This is a genomic window from Geobacillus thermocatenulatus, from assembly GCF_002217655.1.
GTDB lineage: Bacteria > Bacillota > Bacilli > Bacillales > Anoxybacillaceae > Geobacillus > Geobacillus thermocatenulatus.
This window is the reverse complement of sequence record NZ_NEWK01000001.1, coordinates 1,019,470-1,037,387: the sequence shown is the minus strand read 5'-3', so window position 1 is coordinate 1,037,387 and position 17,918 is coordinate 1,019,470. Positions and strand designations below refer to the sequence as shown.

Sequence of the window (17,918 nt, the reverse complement as noted above, 5' to 3'; positions counted from 1 at the left end):
CGAACGAGGATCCCTCCTCGTCAAGCCAGGGAACAAGCTAGGCAAGCGAAAGCATGCGATCGAGCGCCTCTTTTGCCTCTGCGGCGATGTCTTTCGGAACGGTGATGCGATTGACGATCGCTCCTCGCTCAAGCGATTCGAGCGCCCAGACGAAATGCGGCAAATCAATTCGATTCATTGTTAAACACGGGCACATATATGGATTGAGAGAAACAATTTCTTTGTCTGGATGTTCATGCTTCAGCCGGTTCACCAAATTCATTTCCGTTCCAATCGCCCACTGGGTGCCGGGTGGAGCATTGCGGATCGTTTCAATAATGTATTTTGTCGAACCGGCGTAGTCGGCTTGCTGGACGACCTCCCAGCTGCATTCCGGATGGACGATGACATGGATTCCCGGCTTCATCCGTCGAATATGCTCGATTTGTCGCACGGTGAAGTTTTCATGCACGGAGCAATGTCCTTTCCAAAGAATGACTTTCACCTTGTCGAGATCGTCCGCCCCTTGGAGCGCCTCCTCATGCGGATCCCACACCGCCATCTCGTCAAGACGGATGCCGAGCGCATAGGCTGTATTTCTCCCTAAATGCTGGTCCGGCAAAAAGAAAATCCGTTCCTTCTGTGAAAACGCCCAAGCCATCATCTTTTTCGCATTCGACGAGGTGACGGTCGCTCCGCCATGGCGGCCGACAAACGCTTTAATCGCCGCGGTCGAATTGACGTACACAAGCGGCACGATCGTCTCGCCAAACCGCTCCATAAGCGCCGCCCATGCCCGCTCGACTTGAAAAATATCGGCCATATCGGCCATTGAACAGCCAGCGCGCAAGTCCGGCAACATGACCGTTTGGTCGTCGCTCGTTAAAATATCGGCGGTTTCCGCCATAAAATGGACGCCGCAAAACACAATATATTCGGCTTCGTTGTTTTTTGCCGCGAGCTGGGCAAGCTGAAGCGAATCGCCGGTCGCATCGGCGAACTGAATGACCTCATCCTTTTGGTAGTGATGGCCCGGGATGAAAAGGCGCCGTCCGAACCGTTCTTTCACCGCGCGGGCGCGTGCTTCGAGCTCGCTTCGTTCCATCGTTTTATACCATTCCGGCATCTCATCCAGCCGTTTCAACTGTTCAAGGACGTTCACGGTTCTCCCCTCCATTATCGCAAATTGAAACTGATATCGAGCGCCGGGGCGGAATGGGTTAAACATCCGAGCGAAATGTAATCGACTCCGGTCGCGCCGTACGCCGCCACATTGGCGAGCGTAATTCCCCCCGACGCTTCCGTGATGATCGGCTTTGGCACAAGCCGGACGAACGCCCGCACCTCATCCGGCGTCCGGTTGTCAAACATAATGACATCCGCCCCGGCCTCGACCGCCTCGAGCACTTCGTCTTCCGTCTCGGTCTCCACTTCGATTTTCACCATATGCCCAAGCCGCTCTCGCACCGTTTTGACAGCGCGGGCGATCGATCCGCAAAAGGCGATATGGTTGTCTTTAATCATGACGCCGTCGTACAGGCCGAAGCGATGATTGTAGCCGCCGCCGCATGTGACGGCATATTTTTCAAGCATGCGCAGCCCCGGCGTCGTTTTCCGCGTGTCGCAAATGCGTGTGGAGCTATGGCCAAGCAAGTCAACGGCCTTTCGCGTCACGGTGGCAATGCCGCTTAACCGCTGCAGCAAGTTTAAAATCACGCGCTCACCGGACAACAGCGGCCCGACCGGTCCGGATGCAACGGCGATCGTTTCGCCGGCTTGGACCCGTTCGCCGTCCTGTTTCATGATGGTGACCTCGATGCGCGGATCCAGCAGCTGATAGCCCGCCGCAATGATGCCGACGCCGGCCACCACCCCGTCCGCTTTGGCCATAAACATGCCTGATGCCCGTTCATGAGCCGAAAAAATCGTCTCGCTCGTCACATCGCCATCGCCAATATCTTCAAGAAAAAACTGTCGCAACAGTTGTTCGAGCTTCAACCGGTTCATCTTTCATCCCTCCGTTTTCTTTGCCGCTTTACCTCCCAGCCCCAAGGCGGGCCCACTCTTCTTTCGTCCGCACGAGGCGCCGCCCTCGCCACTTTGGGCGTTCACACGGAAAATCGATCCGGTAATGGCCGCCGCGGCTTTCCGTACGCCCAAGCGCTGATGAAGCGACAAGCCAGCCCACTAGCAGCATATACCCTGTTTCAATCTCCTCTGCCGACAATCGTTCAAGGTCGCCATCCAGCCAATCCGGCAACGAAAACTGTTCCAGCCAGTCGACCGCTTTGCGAAGCCGATCGCCGTCGCGGACGATGCCGACAAACGTTGACAGCTGTTCGCGAATGAGCGCCCGCTCTGGCAGCCGTGGTGCAATCAAACGACGCGGGCTGGATGACTCCGCCCGGTGCGCCGTTTCCGGCCACGCCGCTTGACGGCGGATGGCGCAGGCCGCACGAAACCCAAAGACGATCGCTTCAAGCAACGAGTTGCTCGCAAGCCGGTTGGCGCCGTGCACCCCGGTGCACGCTGCTTCCCCGACGGCATACAAGCCCGGCACCGTCGTCTGCCCCCACTCGTTGACAACAACGCCGCCCATTAAAAAATGGGCGCCCGGCGCGACAGGAAGGCGGCCGGCTTCAAGGTCAACGCCATAGGCCTCACATAGCGCGGCGATCGTCGGAAAGCGGCGGCGGAAGTGGGACACGCGGGAAATATTCAAATAGACGCGGCCGCCGCGATCGAGTTCCGCCGCGATCGCTCGGGCGACGATGTCGCGCGGGGCGAGATCGCGAAGCGGATGGACGCCGTCCATCAGCGCTCTTCCATCTTCCGCCTCAAGCACCGCCCCTTCGCCGCGCACTGCCTCCGAGACGAGTCCGACCGCTTTTCCGCCGGCAATGAGCATCGTCGGATGAAATTGGATAAACTCCATATCCGCCACCGCCGCACCGGCGCGGTACGCCATGGCAATGCCGTCGCCAGTCGCCGTCGGCGCATTGGAAGTGAACGTATACAATCCGGCGCATCCACCGGTCGCCAACACGACGGCCGACGCCGGCCAAATGGACACCGAACCGTCTTCCCGCTTCGTTTTCACCCCGACGCAACGCCCTTCTTCCACAAGCAACTCCATCACCTGCTCGCCTTCTTCCATCCATACGCGCCCCTCGAGCCGCTCAAGCAAAAATGAAACGAGTGCTTTGCCCGTTTGATCGCCGCCGGCGTGCAAAACTCGGCGATGGCTATGCCCGCCTTCAAGGCCGAAACAAAACCGGCCGCGTTCATCCCGATCAAACGCCAAGCCGGCGTTGATCCATTCTTGCAGCCGCCTCGGCCCTTCGCGTACGAGCCGTTCGACCATTCGTTCATCGTTATGAAAGCAGCCGGCGACCATCGTATCGTGGAAATGAGCGCGCCAATCATCGCTCTCTGCCAGCGCCGCGGCCACCCCTCCTTGCGCCCGCCATGAATTGCTGTCGGTGCAACGCTTTTTCGTGAATATCATCACATGGTCGAGCTCAGATAAATGATACGCGACCGTTAACGCCGCCAGCCCGCTTCCGACGATAATCACGCCACCTTCCTTCACTCGCGGACACCCCTTTCTTTCCACCTGTCTTGACATCTATATTTACACATATTTAAACTAATGGCAAGAGGTTTGGTGAAAAAATGATGCAAAGGCGGGGGAATATGATTTATTTGGATTACGCGGCAACGACGCCAATGTGCCAAGAGGCGATTGCCGCTTACGCTGAAGCGGCGTCCGTTTACTTTGGCAACGAAAGCAGCTTGCATGACATCGGAACGAAAGCGAAACAACTGCTTGCCTTATGCCGGCGCGAACTTGCCGCCATGATCAACGGAGAAGCGGAAGGGATCTATTTCACAAGCGGCGGAACGGAAGCGAACGTGCTTGCAATCCGTTCGCTCGCTGCCGCCTACCGGCATAAGGGAAACCACTTGATCACGACCGAAATTGAGCATGCCTCGCTCCATCACCTGTTCAAACAGCTGGAAACAGAAGGATATACGGTCACGTATTTACCCGTCGACCGTTTCGGGCGCATTCGGCTTGCCGATTTGGAGCGGGCGATCACGCCGAAGACGATCCTTGCTTCCATCCAGCACGCCAACTCGGAAATCGGCACGATTCAGCCGCTTGCCGATATCAGCCGCCTCCTGCGGGCGCACCGCGTCCTTTTTCATAGCGACTGCGTGCAAACTTTTGCTAAAATACAGCTAGATGTTCAAAAGATAGGACTGGACAGCCTATCCGTTTCCGCCCATAAAGTGTACGGTCCAAAAGGGGTCGGCGCTGTGTACATCAACCCGCGCCGGCATTGGAAGCCGGTATTCCCGGGAGCGACGCACGAATCTGGTTTTCGGCCGGGAACGGTCAACGTACCGGGTATTGCCGCCTTCATTACGGCCGCGCAGCAGCTCCATCGACGAATGGCGGACGAACAGTCGCGTTTGGAACGACTGCGGAATCGATTGCTTCACGCCATCGCCGCCAAACAGCTGCCGGTGGCGGTGGAAGGCCATCCCGATTTCCGTCTTGCTCATATTATCGGTTTGTCCGTCGCTGGATACGAAGGGCAGCTTATCATGCTTGAATGCAACCGCGCCGGCATCGCCATTTCCACCGGCAGCGCCTGCCAAGTCGGGCTGCAGGCGCCATCGCAGACGATGCTCGCCGTCGGGAAAACGCCTGAAGAAGCGAAGCAATTCATCCGCGTCTCATTGGGCGCGGCCACGACCGAAGCAGAGATTGACCAGTTCGTTTCCACATTGGCGCGACTAACATCAGCATGAAAGGAGGAATGGCAGGTGAAAGAGGAAAAGAAAATTTTCGGAGAAAGGCGGCGCCAGCTCATTTTGCAATGGTTGAAAGAAAGCGAAGCGCCGCTCACGGGGGCTGAGCTGGCAGCGAAAACGAACGTCAGCCGCCAAGTGATCGTCCAAGACATTTCACTGTTAAAGGCGCGCAACGAACCGATCATCGCCACAAGCCAAGGGTATTTGTATTTAAAGCCGGCTGAGCCGGCCAAAACGTACACGAGGACGGTCGCCTGCTTCCATACGCCAGAACAGACGAAAGAAGAGTTGTATTTGCTCGTGGATCGCGGCGTGACGGTCAAGGACGTCAAAATCGAGCATCCGGTCTACGGCGATTTAACCGCCTCGATCATGGTGAGCAACCGCCTAGAAGTCGACCAATTCATCGCCAAAATCGAGGCGACAAAATCGTCGTATTTGTTGCAACTGACGGACGGAACCCATTTGCATACGCTGGAAGCCGATTCACCAGTGAAGCTTGACGCCGCCTGCCGCGCCTTGAAACAGGCCGGATTTCTGATCGAATCGTGAACGGATCGCCTTGCGCTCGTCCGTCATTCCCTCTTCGCGAATCCCGTGCGCCAGGACGCTGGAAAAGAGAAAATGCGGACGGCTATGCCCCATCCGCATTTTTTGTCTTCGTCAAGCAAAATAATATGGATAGCTGCCCAACAGCAGCACGGTGCAGCCAAGCGCCTCAATTTCCGCGATTGCCCCTGGGATGAGGACGTCATCCATCGGCGCGTCAATGTCAATAATAAAGAAATAATTTCCAAGTCCCGTTTTCGCTGGGCGCGATTCGATTTTCGTTAAATTGAGCCGCCGCCAGGCAAACGCTGATAACACTTGATGGAGTGCGCCCGGACGATCTTGCGGCAACATGACGACCACAGTCGTCTTGTCACCGGCATAAAGAGGCGAAACAGGCGAAAGCGGCTCTTTGCGCCGGCTGACGACAATAAAGCGCGTATGGTTGTAATCGTAATCGTGGACGTTTTCCTGCACGATCACCAGTCCGTATTGTTTCGCCGCCAGCCGGTTGGCGATCGCCGCCGCCGGCAAGTGCGGATGCTCGCTCACAAATTTCGCGGCGGCGCTCGTGGACGTCATCGGCACTTGCTTCGCCCCTTTCAGCACCGTATGCAAAAACTTCCGGCATTGGGCAATGGCGTGCGAGTGGGAATACACTTCTTTCACTTCGCGCCAATGCGGGGTGAAATAGGGGTGCACCATCAAATGTTGCTCGATCGGCACAACAATTTCGCCGATGATCGGCAACGGCTGTTCGTGAATTAAATAGTCGAGTGTCAAATTGACCGATCCTTCCAAGGCGTTCTCGAGCGGCACCACGGCCGCTTCAATCTCTCCGGCCGCTGCGGCGTCGATGCAATCGGGAATCGTGTCATACGGCTCCCGCGGCTGCGACGGAAAAAGAAGAGCAGCTGCCGCTTCGGTGAACGTCGCCTTCGGTCCTAAATAACCGATTTTCATCTCGTTTGCCTCTCCCTTGCTTTAATACACTCCCGAACCGACAATTTCCACTTTTTCGACAAATTCGAGCTGTTTGAGCTTCGCGAGGAGCTCATCAATCTCCTCGTTCATATCGTTTGTGCTGACCGACAGCGTCACGTTCGCCCTCCCTTGAAGCGGAATCGTTTGATGGATGGTCAGCACGTTGCAGCCGGCCGCCGCTACAACGCCAAGCAGCTGTGACAACGTTCCGGAGCGGTCCTCTAAATGGAAAAAGAGCGTGACGATGTTTTCTTTCGTCACCGCTTGGAACGGAAAAATGGCATCGCGGTATTTGTAAAAAACGCCGCGGCTGATGTTGGCGAGCTGCGCCGCCTCAGCGACCGAGGCGGCTTTTTTCCGTTCAAGCAGCTGTTTCGCGAGCACGACTTTCTTCATCGCTTCCGGCAGGACGTCTTCGCGCACCAAATAAAATTTTTTCTCCACCGCACCTTCCCCCGCTCTATTCATCCCAGTCGTCGACAAACTCGAACTCGTAATCAAGCAACCGGATCGTGTCTCCGTCTTTCGCACCGCGCTCGCGCAGCGCATCATCCACCCCCATCGCCTTCAGCTGGCGGGCGAAGCGGCGCACCGATTCTTCGCGCGAGAAATCCGTCATCTTAAACAACTTTTCAATTTTGTCGCCCGCCAAAATGAATGCTCCGTCGCTGGCGCGGGTGATCGTAAACGGCGGCTCCTCTTTTTCATATTTGTACACGACGCGCTGCACGGCCGGATCTTCCCGTTCATGAAGCGGGAATTCCGGCGTCGTCTCCAACAGGTCGGCGATGGCAAACAACAGCTCGCGCACTCCTTGCCTTGTCGCGGCTGAAATTGGAAAGACCGGCACCGCCTCGCCGACTTTCTCTTTAAAGCGGCGCAAGTTTTCTTCGGCACCTGGCATGTCCATTTTATTGGCGGCGACAATTTGCGGCCGTTCCGTCAAACGCAAGTTGTATTGCTTCAGCTCCTCGTTGATGACGACGTAATCGTCATACGGGTCGCGTCCTTCCACCGCCGCCATGTCGATGACATGGACGATGACGCGTGTCCGTTCAATATGGCGCAAAAACTGATGCCCAAGCCCCACCCCTTGATGGGCGCCTTCAATCAGCCCCGGCAAGTCGGCCATGACAAAGCTGCGGCCGTCTTCTGTTTCGACAACGCCCAAGTTCGGAACGAGCGTCGTAAAATGGTACTCGGCGATTTTCGGACGGGCTGCGGAGACGACCGACAGCAGCGTCGATTTGCCGACGCTTGGAAACCCAACCAGCCCGACGTCAGCGAGAAGCTTCAGCTCTAAAATGATGTTGCGCTCTTCGCCCGGCTCGCCGTTTTCCGCGATTTCCGGCGCTGGGTTGGACGCCGTCGCAAATCGAGTGTTACCGCGCCCGCCGCGCCCGCCTCTGGCGACGACAAACCGCTGTCCGGCTTCCGTCAAATCGGCGAGCACCTCATTTGTATCGGCATCGATAACGACCGTCCCAGGCGGCACTTTGACAACCAAGTCTTCCGCATTTTTCCCGTGCTGGTTTTTCGACATGCCGTTTTCGCCGCGCGGCGCTTTAAAATGGCGCTGGTAGCGGAAATCCATCAACGTGCGCAGCCCTTCATCAACGACAAAGACGACATCACCGCCTTTGCCCCCGTCTCCGCCGGCCGGCCCGCCTTTTGGGACGTATTTTTCCCGGCGGAATGCGACCATGCCGTTGCCGCCGTCCCCGCCTTTCACATAAATTTTCACCTGATCAACAAACATGGCTGTTCCTCCGATTCGCTTCCATCATGGTAAAATGAGTATGACTAATACTTATTATTGTATACAGAGTCGATTCCATGATGTCAATATGTACGCAAGCACCGGCCGTCTGCAGGCTGGCGGGCGGTTCAAGCCCAGCCGCCGCTTTTCGGTCTGATTGGAGCGATCGGTCCACGCCCTATTCTCCGTCTCCCAATCAACCATCAAGATTCCCCGGCCAAAAGCTCAAGCTCCACCGTCAATTCGCCCTCGCCAACGGCAAACGACACGAGCCGAAGCGGCGGCGATGGTTCGCAGCGCTCAAGCCAAGTACGAATGGCTTCGCCGTCCCGAAACGCGCCGCGGTAATCCAAAAACAGCGCCGCCCGTCGATCGGACAGCTCAATGGATAAACATAAATGGTTTTCTGTCCGCTCATCGGATTGCGCTTCAAGCAGGCGAAAAAATTGGCGGCACCATTCAGTCAGCTGCTCATCGCACCGTGACCAATCGGCTTCGCCGTCCGTGATGTCATACTCAAGAACAAACGGGCGCGGCTCCCAGTTATAGGTCATGATAAGCTCAGCGAACTGCTCGGCTTTCAAGTTCGTCAACCGTGTTTCCTGATGCATCTCGGCGATCATGTCTTCAATGATTTCCTGCACCCGTTCGATTTTATTGAGCGCCAAGTGCCCTTTGATGAGCTGGATTTTGTTCAGCCAGTCATGACGGGCATGGCGCATCACCTCAACGACAGTCCATCGTTTCTCCATCCGACGCTCCCCTATCCACATAAGCGCAGGCTCCCTGCCTCGCTTGAACTTCCGCCTCCATGGGGGAGGCATGTACTTTTACTATAACATTTTTTGACATTGAACGGGAACGATTTTTCGACGCCAAAAAGAAAAAACTCTAACCGAACGGGTTAGAGTTTTTTCCACATCGATTACGCTTCTTGGCTGACCGGGTAGACGCTGACGCGTTTGCGGTCGCGGCCGAGCCGCTCGAAGCGGACGATGCCGTCGATTTTCGCATACAGCGTATCGTCGCCGCCGCGGCCGACGTTCAAGCCCGGATGGACTTTCGTTCCGCGTTGACGGTACAAAATCGAACCGCTGGTGACGAATTGGCCGTCAGCCCGTTTTGCGCCAAGACGTTTCGCGATCGAGTCGCGGCCGTTTTTCGTCGAACCGACCCCTTTTTTCGAAGCAAAAAATTGCAGGTCAAGTCTCAGCATGGCAGTCACCTCCCGCTAGATGGATGTCACGCGGATAAATGTTCCGTAATCGCGTTCGATCGTCTTTAGCGAAACGACCATCGCTTCCAACAACAACTGTACTTTCTCTGCCGCCGCTTCTTCCAGCTTCGGAAGCTCGCAGCGGAGGTAGCCGCCGTCTTTGCCGAGCGAAACATGCGGGCTTACGCCAATCAGTGTCTCGATGGCGTTGATCGTGCCGAACGAGACCGCCGAAGCGCCGGCGCATACAATGTCCTGCCCGCGTTTCGCAAAATGGGCGTGCCCTTCCATCGTAAACGCGCGGATGCGGCCGTCCGCTTCCCGTTCAATCGTGACGCGGATCATCGTTACGCGTTGATTTTTTCGATGACGACTTTCGTGTACGGCTGACGGTGGCCTTGTTTGCGGCGATAGTTCTTTTTCGCTTTATATTTGAAGACGATAATTTTCTTTTGTCGGCCGTGTTTTTGCACTCTCGCCGTCACGGTTGCGCCTTCGACCGTCGGGTTGCCGATTTTCACCGTTTCCCCGCCGACGAACAGCACTTTGTCAAACGTGACCGTATCGCCTTCATTCGCATCCAATTTTTCGATGTAAATTTCTTGGCCTTCTTCGACTTTCAATTGTTTGCCGCCAGTTTCGATAATTGCGTACATGCATCGCACCTCCTTCATGGACTCAGACTCGCCAGCGCCAAGGCGGCCCAAGACAGAGCGCTTCATCGCCCGCGCTGAGCGGTTGTAGTGCGGGTGCGTCTTTTTGCGACAGCCGCCCTCTTTTGCCCTTGTTGGCAGGACAAAAAGTCTACAACGTCATCTATCGTAACATAGAAACGGCCGGCCGTCAACCGTGATCTTCGTCCCCCCGGCGAGCGATGATGAAACGGTGCAAACGACTATATAGATGCCATTTGAAGCTTTCACATTTGTCGCTTTTACCGAGCATTGGATCGACTGTCGAGCGACCGAACAACGCCGCTTTCAGACCCATGTATGGGTCTGTGAAGTGAGCAGTTGTTCGGCCTCCCGTCACGCCTTGGCGTGACGGGGGCAAGCCACAGGCTTGCCTCCGACAGTCAAAAAATAGATAAGCAACTTTTCCGTGAAGGATATGTGAAACGTTTTCGTTGCATCTATATATAGCCACGATCAATAGATGAGAGCGCCAAGCGGCGCATCGGCTTGCTTTTCGGCAAAAAACGCATGCAGCAGCTCGTTTTCATCGAGCGTCGCCCGTTCGCGCCCGCCGCGAACGACGATGATCGCATGCTTTTGTCCGCGGTAAAATCGCTGCAGCACGGCCGAGATGCGTTCGTCCGCCGGCGCCGTAATCGTCCGCAGCTTTGTATAGCCGCCTTTGTTTCCATAATACCGCTCAAGCAAAAAGCGCATAACGACATACGGATGCTGCTTTTGCTCCTGCCAAAGAGCATGCGCCAAAAAGGCGGCGATCGCCCATAAATCAAGCTGGCGCGGCGCCAACACAAACAAAAGAACGACGCCGACAGCAAGCATGGCGGCCGATATGGCGACCGTGTTCCGGTGCGCTTCGCTGAACGGGCGGCGGTAGGACAGCAGCAAAAACAATAGCTTGCCTCCATCCAGCGGCCAGATCGGCAGCAAGTTCAAAGCGAAAATGGCCGCATTGTAGCGAAAAAAGAGCTCCCAGCTCCCGCCATCCATCATGCCGGCCTTCCACAAAAAAAACGCCGCCGCTGTGAGCCACAGATGCTGGGCCGGCCCGGCGAGCGTCACGATCCACTCCTCGCCAAACGGCCGGTTGCCGTGCTCTTCGACTTCCGCCACTCCGCCGAACGGCAACAGCAAAATCCGCTTCACCCGCCAAGAGAAAAACGCGGCTGCCGCCGCATGGCCGAGCTCATGAACGAGGACGATGAAAAACAGCAGGCAAAGCTGCTTGAAATGGGCGGTAAGCACCGCGATGCCGCCGATCAGCCATAACAGCGGGTGGACGTGCAGCTTCCCGAGCAGCGCCATATACTTATTCAAAGGAAATCACCTGAATCGGATCGATAAATTCATCTCCTTGTTTAATCGCAAAATAAAACAGCCCTTTCTGTTTATTTTCCTCGCTCGCCTCGGCCGTGCCAACTTCCTGCCCCATTTCGACAAAATCATACAATTTCACCGAAATGGCCCCCAAACGTCCATACCACGTCTCCGTGCCGTCCGCATGTTGGATGATGACCGTTTTGCCGAGACGGTCTTTCGTACCGGCAAAGGTGACAATCCCTTCTTTCATCGCTTCCACTTTGGCTCCATTCTCGGTTTCGATCGTCACGCCCTCCCCGTTTTTTTCAAAACTTTCGAGAATCCGTCCAGAAGCCGGCACTGCGTAGGATGAAGCCGTTTTCACCTTTTCTTCCTTTTTCGGGGCAAAAAAAGCGAGCGGCTCACCGAACGTTTTTTCATACCAGGCTGAGACGGCCGCAAACTGAAACTCGGTTTCCATCGTCCGGGCAATAAACTGCCGCGCCGGCTCGAGGGAAGCGGACGGATGCTGGAACAAAATAGCCGTCACGAGCACGAGACAGGCAGCGATGAGTGTTTTGAATAAAAACCATTCTTTGCGGAACAACGGATGGGGAGCGGATTCAAACGAATAGCGGTCATACGTGACGACCGGCAGCCCGTACCGCTCCTCATCAGCAGCGCTCCATCTAGATTCTTTTGGATCCTGCCCCTTATATTGACGTTCCCTTCTTCGTTTTTCAATGCGTTTTTTCATCTCACGGACGCGTCGATCCATACGTCCCCCCTCCACCTTTCCAACAACGTTTGTACTAATTTATGAGACAACCTCATGGAATATGAACGAGCGTTTTTCAGTGCCATTCGCCGAACGTGTCTGCGCCCCCCCTCAAACAGTTTCACACCAAACGTGTCCGCAACCGATCGATACCATCCTGCTTCCATTGTTGCAGGTCAGGGGTTGCAAACAGCACAACAATAGGAATAAAAAAAGAAGGCCCATTCTGCGGCCTTCTTGCGCCCATTCCATTATTTCAAACTAAAGATTTTCCGAATCTTTGAAAACAGCCCCTTCTCCTCTTCCTCAAGCGGCGGGAGCGGCACCGACTCGCCGAGGATGCGGCGGGCAATGTTGCGGAAGGCGATCGACGCTTTGCTGTTTGGGTCCAGCACAATCGGCTCGCCGCGATTCGACGCTTTGATCACGTTTTCATCGTCGGCGATAATGCCGAGCAACTCGATCGATAAATGCGAGATGATTTCGTCGACATCCAACATATCGCCGTTTTTCACCATATGGCTGCGAATGCGGTTGATGATGAGGCGCGGCGGCTTGACGTGCTCCTCCGCTTCAAGCAAGCCGATGATGCGGTCGGCGTCGCGGACCGCCGACACTTCCGGCGTCGTGACGACGATCGCTTCGTCCGCGCCGGCGACAGCGTTGCGATAGCCTTGTTCGATTCCGGCCGGACAGTCGATGAGCACATAATCGTATTCCTGTTTCAGCTCCTCAATGAGCTGTTTCATTTGCGCGGGGTTGACCGCCGACTTATCGCTCGTTTGCGCGGCCGGCAACAAATACAAATAGTGATCGAACCGCTTGTCTTTCACAAGCGCTTTTTGCACTGTGCAACGCCCTTCCACGACATCGACCAAATCATAAATAATTCGGTTCTCAAGCCCAAGCACGACATCGAGGTTGCGCAGCCCGATGTCGGTGTCGACAAGGCACACCCGCTTCCCTAGAATGGCGAGGGCCGTCCCAAGGTTCGCGGTCGTCGTCGTTTTGCCGACGCCGCCTTTTCCGGAAGTGATGACGATCGCTTCTCCCACGGTCACATTCTCCTTTCTAAGCGCGTCAAATTCGGCCGCAAATGCATCAGCAGCTGAAGGCGGTCGACAACAATTTGGTTATGCTCATCAATATAGGCGCATTCCATTTCATTTCCTTCATCCGTTTTCGAATCGGGCGCTCGGCTCATAATGTCGCCGATGCGCAGCTGCATCGGTTTCATGACCGATGCAGCGATGATCGCCTGTTTATTGCCGGCATACCCGGCATGGGCGATGCCGCGCAAGGCGCCGAGAATGAAAATGTTGCCTCCGGCAATGACCGTTCCGCCAGGGTTCACGTCGCCGATCAGCAGCAAATCCCCTTCGACATGAAGCACTTGTCCCGAACGGACAATGCGCGAAACGGGCACAATTTCCGTTTTTCTCATCCATTCTATCGCTTCTGCTTTCGACATGACATTGCTTTCGATCGAATCGACGACCAAATTTTTTGAACGGCGGATGAGCGCACGCACCTCTTCCTCTTGGGCAGGCGTCAAATAGCGGTTTCCCATTTTCAGATGAACAGAGACAAGGGGGCTGTCTGGCGCGACGCCAGCTTGTTTGACAAGCCGCTCCTCGATTTCTTTCAATAAATCGTCATACGAGCAGCGGTCGTCGAGATGCAGCGTCAGCCCATCTTTCGTCCCTTTAATCGTCACGTACTGCTGCTTTTGTTTCGCCACAACGTTCACCCCAACGAATAATTCTACAAAACGGGCCGTTTTTCCTCTTTTATTCTTCCTGCTCAAACCGGTGAATTTTGGCCAATCGCCGTTCGAGCGGGTACGAAAAGACGAGCAAAAACGCGACGTTCAGAAGCAGCGTCGGCCATAGACGGCGGTCCCAAAAAACAGAAAACGGCCAATCAGTCCGCCCGATCAACAGCTGGATGCCGTAGATATAACTGTCAAGCAGCACAATGGAAAGCAGCGACAAGAGCGATGCAACGAACCAGTTTTGGTGGAACCATTTCATCGCTTTGCCCGCTAAGTAGGCGATAAGCGTATAGGCAAACGCATAAACACCGAGCAGCTCTGTGTAGACGCAGTCATACAGAAACCCGAAGATGAACCCGTACCCCATCGCCCGCGTCCCGCCGAAATGCATCGCTGTGAACACGAGAAAAACAAGAAAAAACCGGGGAACAAAAAAATAGTGGACATACAAGTCGCCTTTTGGCCATACATCAACAAAAAGGCTCTCACTCACAAAACATAACACCGCAAGGAAAGGGAGACGCCACTTGTTCACTTTGCCTCCTCCTTTTCCTGCAGTGCTGCATCGATGGTTCGTTTCACAATCATGACGTCGTCAATATCATACAAGTTGGCAAACGGCTTGACATAGACGACTTTCGTCAATCCGTATTGGTCCGGCTTGATCTCGGTCACCTCACCGATCGGCAGCCCTTTCGGAAACACGCCGCCAAGGCCGGAAGTCAACACTTTTTGCCTTTTTTCCACTTTGGCGTCAATCGGAATTTCTCCGAGCAGCAACTCGCGCCGCTTCTCATCGTAGCCTTCGATCAACCCAAACACGTTTTCCTTTCCTTGGATATAAGCGGAAATGCGGTTGTTTTGGTCAAGCGCGCTTAACAGCTGCACAGTGGACGTAAATTGGGAAGCGTGCTGCACCTTGCCGACAAGCCCCGCTGGGGTGATGACGGCCATATCTTTTTTCACGCCGTGTTGCTCGCCTTTGTTGATGATGATCGTTTCCCGCCAACGATCCGGGTTCCGCCCGATCACCGTCGCCTGAATCGAAACAAAATCACGCAAGCTCTCTTTTTTATCGAGCAACGCGCGCAGCCGTTCGTTTTCTTGCCGCAGCGCCTCGACCTCGGTCTCAAGCGCCGCATATTCCTCAAGTCTTGCCTTCAGCAGTTCGTTTTCCTTATAGGTGCGGCGAAGATCGCTCACATTTTCAAAGAAGCCCGCGACTTGCTGGGCGGGCTTCCCAAACAAAAGCTGAACAAAGCCGACCGTATCTTTGACAAACTGCTCCGGCCACGTCAACTCTTCGCGGCTGCGCAGGGAAAAGCCGATCAACATGACAAGGATGACGATGCTGACGAGCAAAAAAATGAGACGCTTATTCCCAAAAAGCTGTGGCATGCCTCACACCTTCTTACCGTCAGCGATGGTCTCTCGCCTTGTTTTTAAACAAGTCGATGTGGTCGAGCGCTTTCCCGGTGCCAATGGCCACGCAATCAAGCGGATTTTCCGCGACGATGACCGGCATGTCCGTCTCTTTGCTGATGACCTTGTCCAAATTGCGCAACAAAGCGCCGCCGCCTGTCAGCACGATGCCGCGGTCCATAATGTCAGCCGCCAGCTCCGGCGGTGTTTTTTCGAGCGTGTTTTTCACCGACTCGACGATCGCATAGACCGTATCGTGCAGCGCCTCAGCCACTTCTTCGGCGCTGATTTCGATCGTTTTTGGCAGCCCAGTGAGCAAGTCGCGGCCGCGAATTTCCATGTTTCCGATTCCTTCCGGATTTCCGGCTAAGCCGATCTCGACTTTAATCGCCTCCGCCGTCCGTTCTCCGATCATCAAATTGTACGTTTTTCGGATGTATTGAATGATCGCCTCATCCATTTCATCGCCGGCGATGCGAATCGACTGGCTCGTCACGATGCCGCCGAGCGAAATCACGGCCACTTCAGTCGTACCGCCGCCGATGTCGACGACCATGCTCCCGGTCGGCTCCCACACCGGCAAATTGGCGCCGATCGCGGCCGCAAATGGTTCTTCAATCGTATAGGCATCGCGTGCTCCAGCCTGGCGCGTCGCATCGATGACCGCGCGCTCCTCCACGGCCGTGATGCCGTACGGCACGCATACCATCACATACGGCTTGCTGGCAAACAACCCTTTCGTTTTGACAGCCTTGCGAATGAAATATTTCATCATCGTCGCCGTCGTTTCATAATCGGCGATGACGCCGTCTTTCATCGGACGAAGCGCCACGATGTTGCCCGGCGTGCGCCCGATCATGTTTTTCGCTTCATTGCCGACGGCGACGATTTGCTTCGTGTCGCGCTGAATGGCGACAACCGACGGCTCGCGCAAAACGATCCCTTTTCCCTTCACATAAACGAGCGTATTCGCTGTTCCTAAATCAATCCCGAGATCTTTCGTCCCAATTCCAAACATATGATTGATCTTCCTTTCCGAAACGAAATGCATATGATTTTCTATTGACAACATGGATCGGATGTCAAGTCATTTATAAATTGTACAACACCGCCCGAACGGATTCGGAAAAACCCATAGTTGATATTATAACTGATTCGACAAAAAATGAGAACCGTCAGACATAGCCTTTTTCTTTCAAACTGACGAATTTTTGATCGCCGATGATGAGGTGATCCAAGAGCTCGATGCCAATGATGCGGCCGCATTCCGCGAGCCGTTTCGTCACATCGATGTCTTCGCGGCTTGGCGTCGGATCGCCAGAAGGGTGGTTATGCACACAAATGACTGAGGCGGCGGAACGTTTGATCGCCTCTTTAAACACTTCGCGCGGATGGACAATCGAGGCGTTTAAACTGCCGATGAACACCGTTTTGCGGTAGATGACTTGATTTTTCGTATTTAAATAAATGGCGACAAAATGTTCTTGCGATAAAAAGCGCATATCTTCCATGACGTATTTCGCTCCGTCTTCCGGGCAACGAATCACATAGCGGTCGGCGCAGCCGGACTGGTGGATGCGTCGGCCGAGCTCGAGCGCCGCCAAAATTTGCACGGCTTTCGTCGGCCCGATCCCTTTGATGTTCGTCATTTCTTCGACCGTTGCGTCTTTGAGCGACCTCAGCCCCTCAAAATGACGAAGGAGACGCTGGGCGAGCTGCACGACCGACTCCTCCTTCGTGCCCGTGCGCAACAAAATGGCGATCAGTTCATGGTCGGATAAACTTTCCGGCCCTGATGACAGCAGCCGTTCACGCGGCCGGCTGTCTTTCGGAACATCGCGGATCATCCACGCCATCATACTCCCCCTTTTTTGTTTTGCTTCATCGAAAGATGGAGAGGCTTGAACCGCCCCTCGGTACGACAGCAGAATCCGTTTGCGGGGGCGTTCTTTTGCCAAAAAGCGCCAGACGGCGGCCGCCTGTGCTTTCATCTATGCCGGCGGCCACCCGAGCCGGCGCAATTCCCTTACCGTCCGCGACAGCGGCAGGCCGACGACCGTCAAATAGTCGCCTTCGATCCGTTTGACAAACAGGGCGGCGCGGCCTTGGATGCCATACGCCCCCGCCTTGTCCATCGGCTCCCCGGTCGCAATATAGGCGGCGATTTCCTCGTCATCGAGCTCCCAAAACGTAACGGCTGTTTTTTCCGCAAACGATGTGATGACACCATGAGGGAGTGCGATGGCGACGCCGGTCCATACGTCATGCGTTCGCCCGGACAAGAGCCGCAACATGGCGAAAGCTTCTTCTTCCGTGCGCGGCTTCCCTAACAAGCGGCCGTCGCACACCACGATCGTATCAGCGCCAAGAACGTACGCATCAGGGAAAGAGGGAAGCACTGCCTCAACTTTCCGGCGGGCAAGCAGTTGGACCGCTTCATCAGGGGGCGTTCCGGGGGCGATCGTCTCATCGGCTTGACTTTCTTGAACGTCAAACGGCCAACCGGCCAGCTCGAGGATCTGCCTGCGGCGCGGGGAGCGGGAAGCAAGCACGAACCGTGGAGGCATCATTCCTTCTCCTTTCACTCGTTTCGGCTCGGAAGATTCATTTGTATCGTAGCAAATTTTGCGGTGAAAGGCAAT

21 protein-coding genes and 1 other annotated feature are annotated in these 17,918 nt (G+C 55.2%); of the genes, 2 read left to right on the top strand and 19 right to left on the bottom strand.

Features of this window, described 5'->3' with window-relative positions; genetic code table 11:
• Positions 1-37 precede the first annotated feature (37 nt).
• From nadA to nadB, 3 genes are read right to left on the bottom strand one after another with little or no spacing between them, the layout of a single operon-like run.
• Positions 38-1,141: a quinolinate synthase NadA gene (gene nadA / locus B9L19_RS05235; RefSeq protein ID WP_025949352.1), complete on the bottom strand. Its 1,104-nt coding sequence runs from the start codon at positions 1,139-1,141 to the stop codon at positions 38-40.
• A 14-nt stretch (positions 1,142-1,155) separates the two neighbouring features.
• Positions 1,156-1,986, bottom strand: a complete 831-nt coding sequence (gene nadC, locus B9L19_RS05230) for a carboxylating nicotinate-nucleotide diphosphorylase (protein ID WP_047752730.1) — start codon at positions 1,984-1,986, stop codon at positions 1,156-1,158.
• Between the two features lie 28 nt (positions 1,987-2,014).
• Positions 2,015-3,607: an L-aspartate oxidase gene (gene nadB, locus B9L19_RS05225; RefSeq protein WP_198527154.1), complete on the bottom strand. Its 1,593-nt coding sequence runs from the start codon at positions 3,605-3,607 to the stop codon at positions 2,015-2,017.
• A 68-nt stretch (positions 3,608-3,675) separates the two neighbouring features.
• Between nadB and B9L19_RS05220 the strand changes: the two genes are divergently transcribed.
• On the top strand, positions 3,676-4,800 hold the full coding sequence (locus B9L19_RS05220; protein WP_047752728.1) for an IscS subfamily cysteine desulfurase: 1,125 nt from the start codon (positions 3,676-3,678) through the stop codon (positions 4,798-4,800).
• 15 nt (positions 4,801-4,815) lie between these two features.
• Positions 4,816-5,355 (top strand): transcription repressor NadR, encoded by a 540-nt coding sequence (locus tag B9L19_RS05215; RefSeq protein ID WP_025949356.1) that lies wholly within the window; start codon positions 4,816-4,818, stop codon positions 5,353-5,355.
• Between the two features lie 111 nt (positions 5,356-5,466).
• Here B9L19_RS05215 and pheA read toward each other — a convergent pair whose 3' ends face one another.
• The 16 genes from pheA to B9L19_RS05130 all read right to left on the bottom strand — a co-directional run bounded on the left by pheA (position 5,467) and on the right by B9L19_RS05130 (position 17,843).
• Positions 5,467-6,315, bottom strand: a complete 849-nt coding sequence (pheA, locus tag B9L19_RS05210; protein WP_047752727.1) for a prephenate dehydratase — start codon at positions 6,313-6,315, stop codon at positions 5,467-5,469.
• 21 nt (positions 6,316-6,336) lie between these two features.
• Positions 6,337-6,780, bottom strand: coding sequence for an ACT domain-containing protein (locus tag B9L19_RS05205; RefSeq protein ID WP_011232081.1), 444 nt, complete (start codon positions 6,778-6,780; stop codon positions 6,337-6,339).
• Positions 6,781-6,796: 16 nt separating this feature from the next.
• Positions 6,797-8,095 carry a GTPase ObgE gene (gene obgE / locus B9L19_RS05200; RefSeq protein WP_025949358.1) on the bottom strand — a complete coding sequence of 433 codons (1,299 nt, stop codon included), beginning with the start codon at positions 8,093-8,095 and terminating at the stop codon, positions 6,797-6,799.
• A gap of 203 nt (positions 8,096-8,298) precedes the next feature.
• On the bottom strand, positions 8,299-8,847 hold the full coding sequence (locus B9L19_RS05195; RefSeq protein ID WP_025949359.1) for a sporulation initiation phosphotransferase B: 549 nt from the start codon (positions 8,845-8,847) through the stop codon (positions 8,299-8,301).
• A 173-nt stretch (positions 8,848-9,020) separates the two neighbouring features.
• Positions 9,021-9,311 carry a 50S ribosomal protein L27 gene (gene rpmA / locus B9L19_RS05190; RefSeq protein ID WP_011232084.1) on the bottom strand — a complete coding sequence of 97 codons (291 nt, stop codon included), beginning with the start codon at positions 9,309-9,311 and terminating at the stop codon, positions 9,021-9,023.
• Positions 9,312-9,326: 15 nt separating this feature from the next.
• Entirely contained in the window at positions 9,327-9,656 is a 330-nt protein-coding gene (locus B9L19_RS05185; RefSeq protein WP_020756216.1) for a ribosomal-processing cysteine protease Prp, read from the bottom strand.
• Positions 9,657-9,658: 2 nt separating this feature from the next.
• On the bottom strand, positions 9,659-9,967 hold the full coding sequence (gene rplU / locus B9L19_RS05180) for a 50S ribosomal protein L21 (RefSeq protein ID WP_011232086.1): 309 nt from the start codon (positions 9,965-9,967) through the stop codon (positions 9,659-9,661).
• Positions 9,968-9,981: 14 nt separating this feature from the next.
• Positions 9,982-10,061, bottom strand: a sequence feature (ribosomal protein L21 leader region).
• 398 nt (positions 10,062-10,459) lie between these two features.
• Positions 10,460-11,320, bottom strand: coding sequence for a M50 family metallopeptidase (locus tag B9L19_RS05175; protein WP_025949360.1), 861 nt, complete (start codon positions 11,318-11,320; stop codon positions 10,460-10,462).
• On the bottom strand, positions 11,313-12,080 hold the full coding sequence (locus tag B9L19_RS05170; RefSeq protein WP_025949361.1) for a M23 family metallopeptidase: 768 nt from the start codon (positions 12,078-12,080) through the stop codon (positions 11,313-11,315). The genes B9L19_RS05175 and B9L19_RS05170 overlap by 8 nt, the downstream gene beginning before the upstream one ends.
• A gap of 251 nt (positions 12,081-12,331) precedes the next feature.
• Positions 12,332-13,135, bottom strand: coding sequence for a septum site-determining protein MinD (minD, locus tag B9L19_RS05160; RefSeq protein ID WP_025949362.1), 804 nt, complete (start codon positions 13,133-13,135; stop codon positions 12,332-12,334).
• 2 nt (positions 13,136-13,137) lie between these two features.
• Positions 13,138-13,821: a septum site-determining protein MinC gene (gene minC, locus B9L19_RS05155; protein WP_025949363.1), complete on the bottom strand. Its 684-nt coding sequence runs from the start codon at positions 13,819-13,821 to the stop codon at positions 13,138-13,140.
• A 49-nt stretch (positions 13,822-13,870) separates the two neighbouring features.
• A complete protein-coding gene (gene mreD, locus B9L19_RS05150) occupies positions 13,871-14,389 on the bottom strand; it encodes a rod shape-determining protein MreD (protein ID WP_047752726.1) in 519 nt (172 codons plus the stop codon).
• On the bottom strand, positions 14,386-15,252 hold the full coding sequence (gene mreC, locus B9L19_RS05145) for a rod shape-determining protein MreC (protein WP_015375500.1): 867 nt from the start codon (positions 15,250-15,252) through the stop codon (positions 14,386-14,388). The genes mreD and mreC overlap by 4 nt, the downstream gene beginning before the upstream one ends.
• Before the next feature lie 19 nt (positions 15,253-15,271).
• Positions 15,272-16,294, bottom strand: coding sequence for a rod shape-determining protein (locus B9L19_RS05140; protein WP_089113867.1), 1,023 nt, complete (start codon positions 16,292-16,294; stop codon positions 15,272-15,274).
• 157 nt (positions 16,295-16,451) lie between these two features.
• Positions 16,452-17,132: a RadC family protein gene (gene radC / locus B9L19_RS05135; RefSeq protein ID WP_013524237.1), complete on the bottom strand. Its 681-nt coding sequence runs from the start codon at positions 17,130-17,132 to the stop codon at positions 16,452-16,454.
• 135 nt (positions 17,133-17,267) lie between these two features.
• A complete protein-coding gene (locus B9L19_RS05130) occupies positions 17,268-17,843 on the bottom strand; it encodes a Maf family protein (RefSeq protein ID WP_025949365.1) in 576 nt (191 codons plus the stop codon).
• Positions 17,844-17,918 lie beyond the last annotated feature (75 nt).

Excerpts from the sequence above, each read along its gene's own strand:
- B9L19_RS05185 (WP_020756216.1), bottom strand. The coding sequence starts at position 9,656 with ATGATCCGCGTCACGATTGAACGGGAAGCGGACGGCCGCATCCGCGCG.
- obgE (WP_025949358.1), bottom strand. The coding sequence starts at position 8,095 with ATGTTTGTTGATCAGGTGAAAATTTATGTGAAAGGCGGGGACGGCGGC.
- B9L19_RS05220 (WP_047752728.1), top strand. The coding sequence starts at position 3,676 with ATGATTTATTTGGATTACGCGGCAACGACGCCAATGTGCCAAGAGGCG.
- mreC (WP_015375500.1), bottom strand. The coding sequence starts at position 15,252 with ATGCCACAGCTTTTTGGGAATAAGCGTCTCATTTTTTTGCTCGTCAGC.
- radC (WP_013524237.1), bottom strand. The coding sequence starts at position 17,132 with ATGGCGTGGATGATCCGCGATGTTCCGAAAGACAGCCGGCCGCGTGAA.
- B9L19_RS05195 (WP_025949359.1), bottom strand. The coding sequence starts at position 8,847 with ATGGAGAAACGATGGACTGTCGTTGAGGTGATGCGCCATGCCCGTCAT.
- B9L19_RS05140 (WP_089113867.1), bottom strand. The coding sequence starts at position 16,294 with ATGTTTGGAATTGGGACGAAAGATCTCGGGATTGATTTAGGAACAGCG.
- B9L19_RS05170 (WP_025949361.1), bottom strand. The coding sequence starts at position 12,080 with ATGGATCGACGCGTCCGTGAGATGAAAAAACGCATTGAAAAACGAAGA.
- rpmA (WP_011232084.1), bottom strand. The coding sequence starts at position 9,311 with ATGCTGAGACTTGACCTGCAATTTTTTGCTTCGAAAAAAGGGGTCGGT.
- pheA (WP_047752727.1), bottom strand. The coding sequence starts at position 6,315 with ATGAAAATCGGTTATTTAGGACCGAAGGCGACGTTCACCGAAGCGGCA.
- rplU (WP_011232086.1), bottom strand. The coding sequence starts at position 9,967 with ATGTACGCAATTATCGAAACTGGCGGCAAACAATTGAAAGTCGAAGAA.
- B9L19_RS05130 (WP_025949365.1), bottom strand. The coding sequence starts at position 17,843 with ATGCCTCCACGGTTCGTGCTTGCTTCCCGCTCCCCGCGCCGCAGGCAG.
- nadB (WP_198527154.1), bottom strand. The coding sequence starts at position 3,607 with ATGTCAAGACAGGTGGAAAGAAAGGGGTGTCCGCGAGTGAAGGAAGGT.
- nadC (WP_047752730.1), bottom strand. The coding sequence starts at position 1,986 with ATGAACCGGTTGAAGCTCGAACAACTGTTGCGACAGTTTTTTCTTGAA.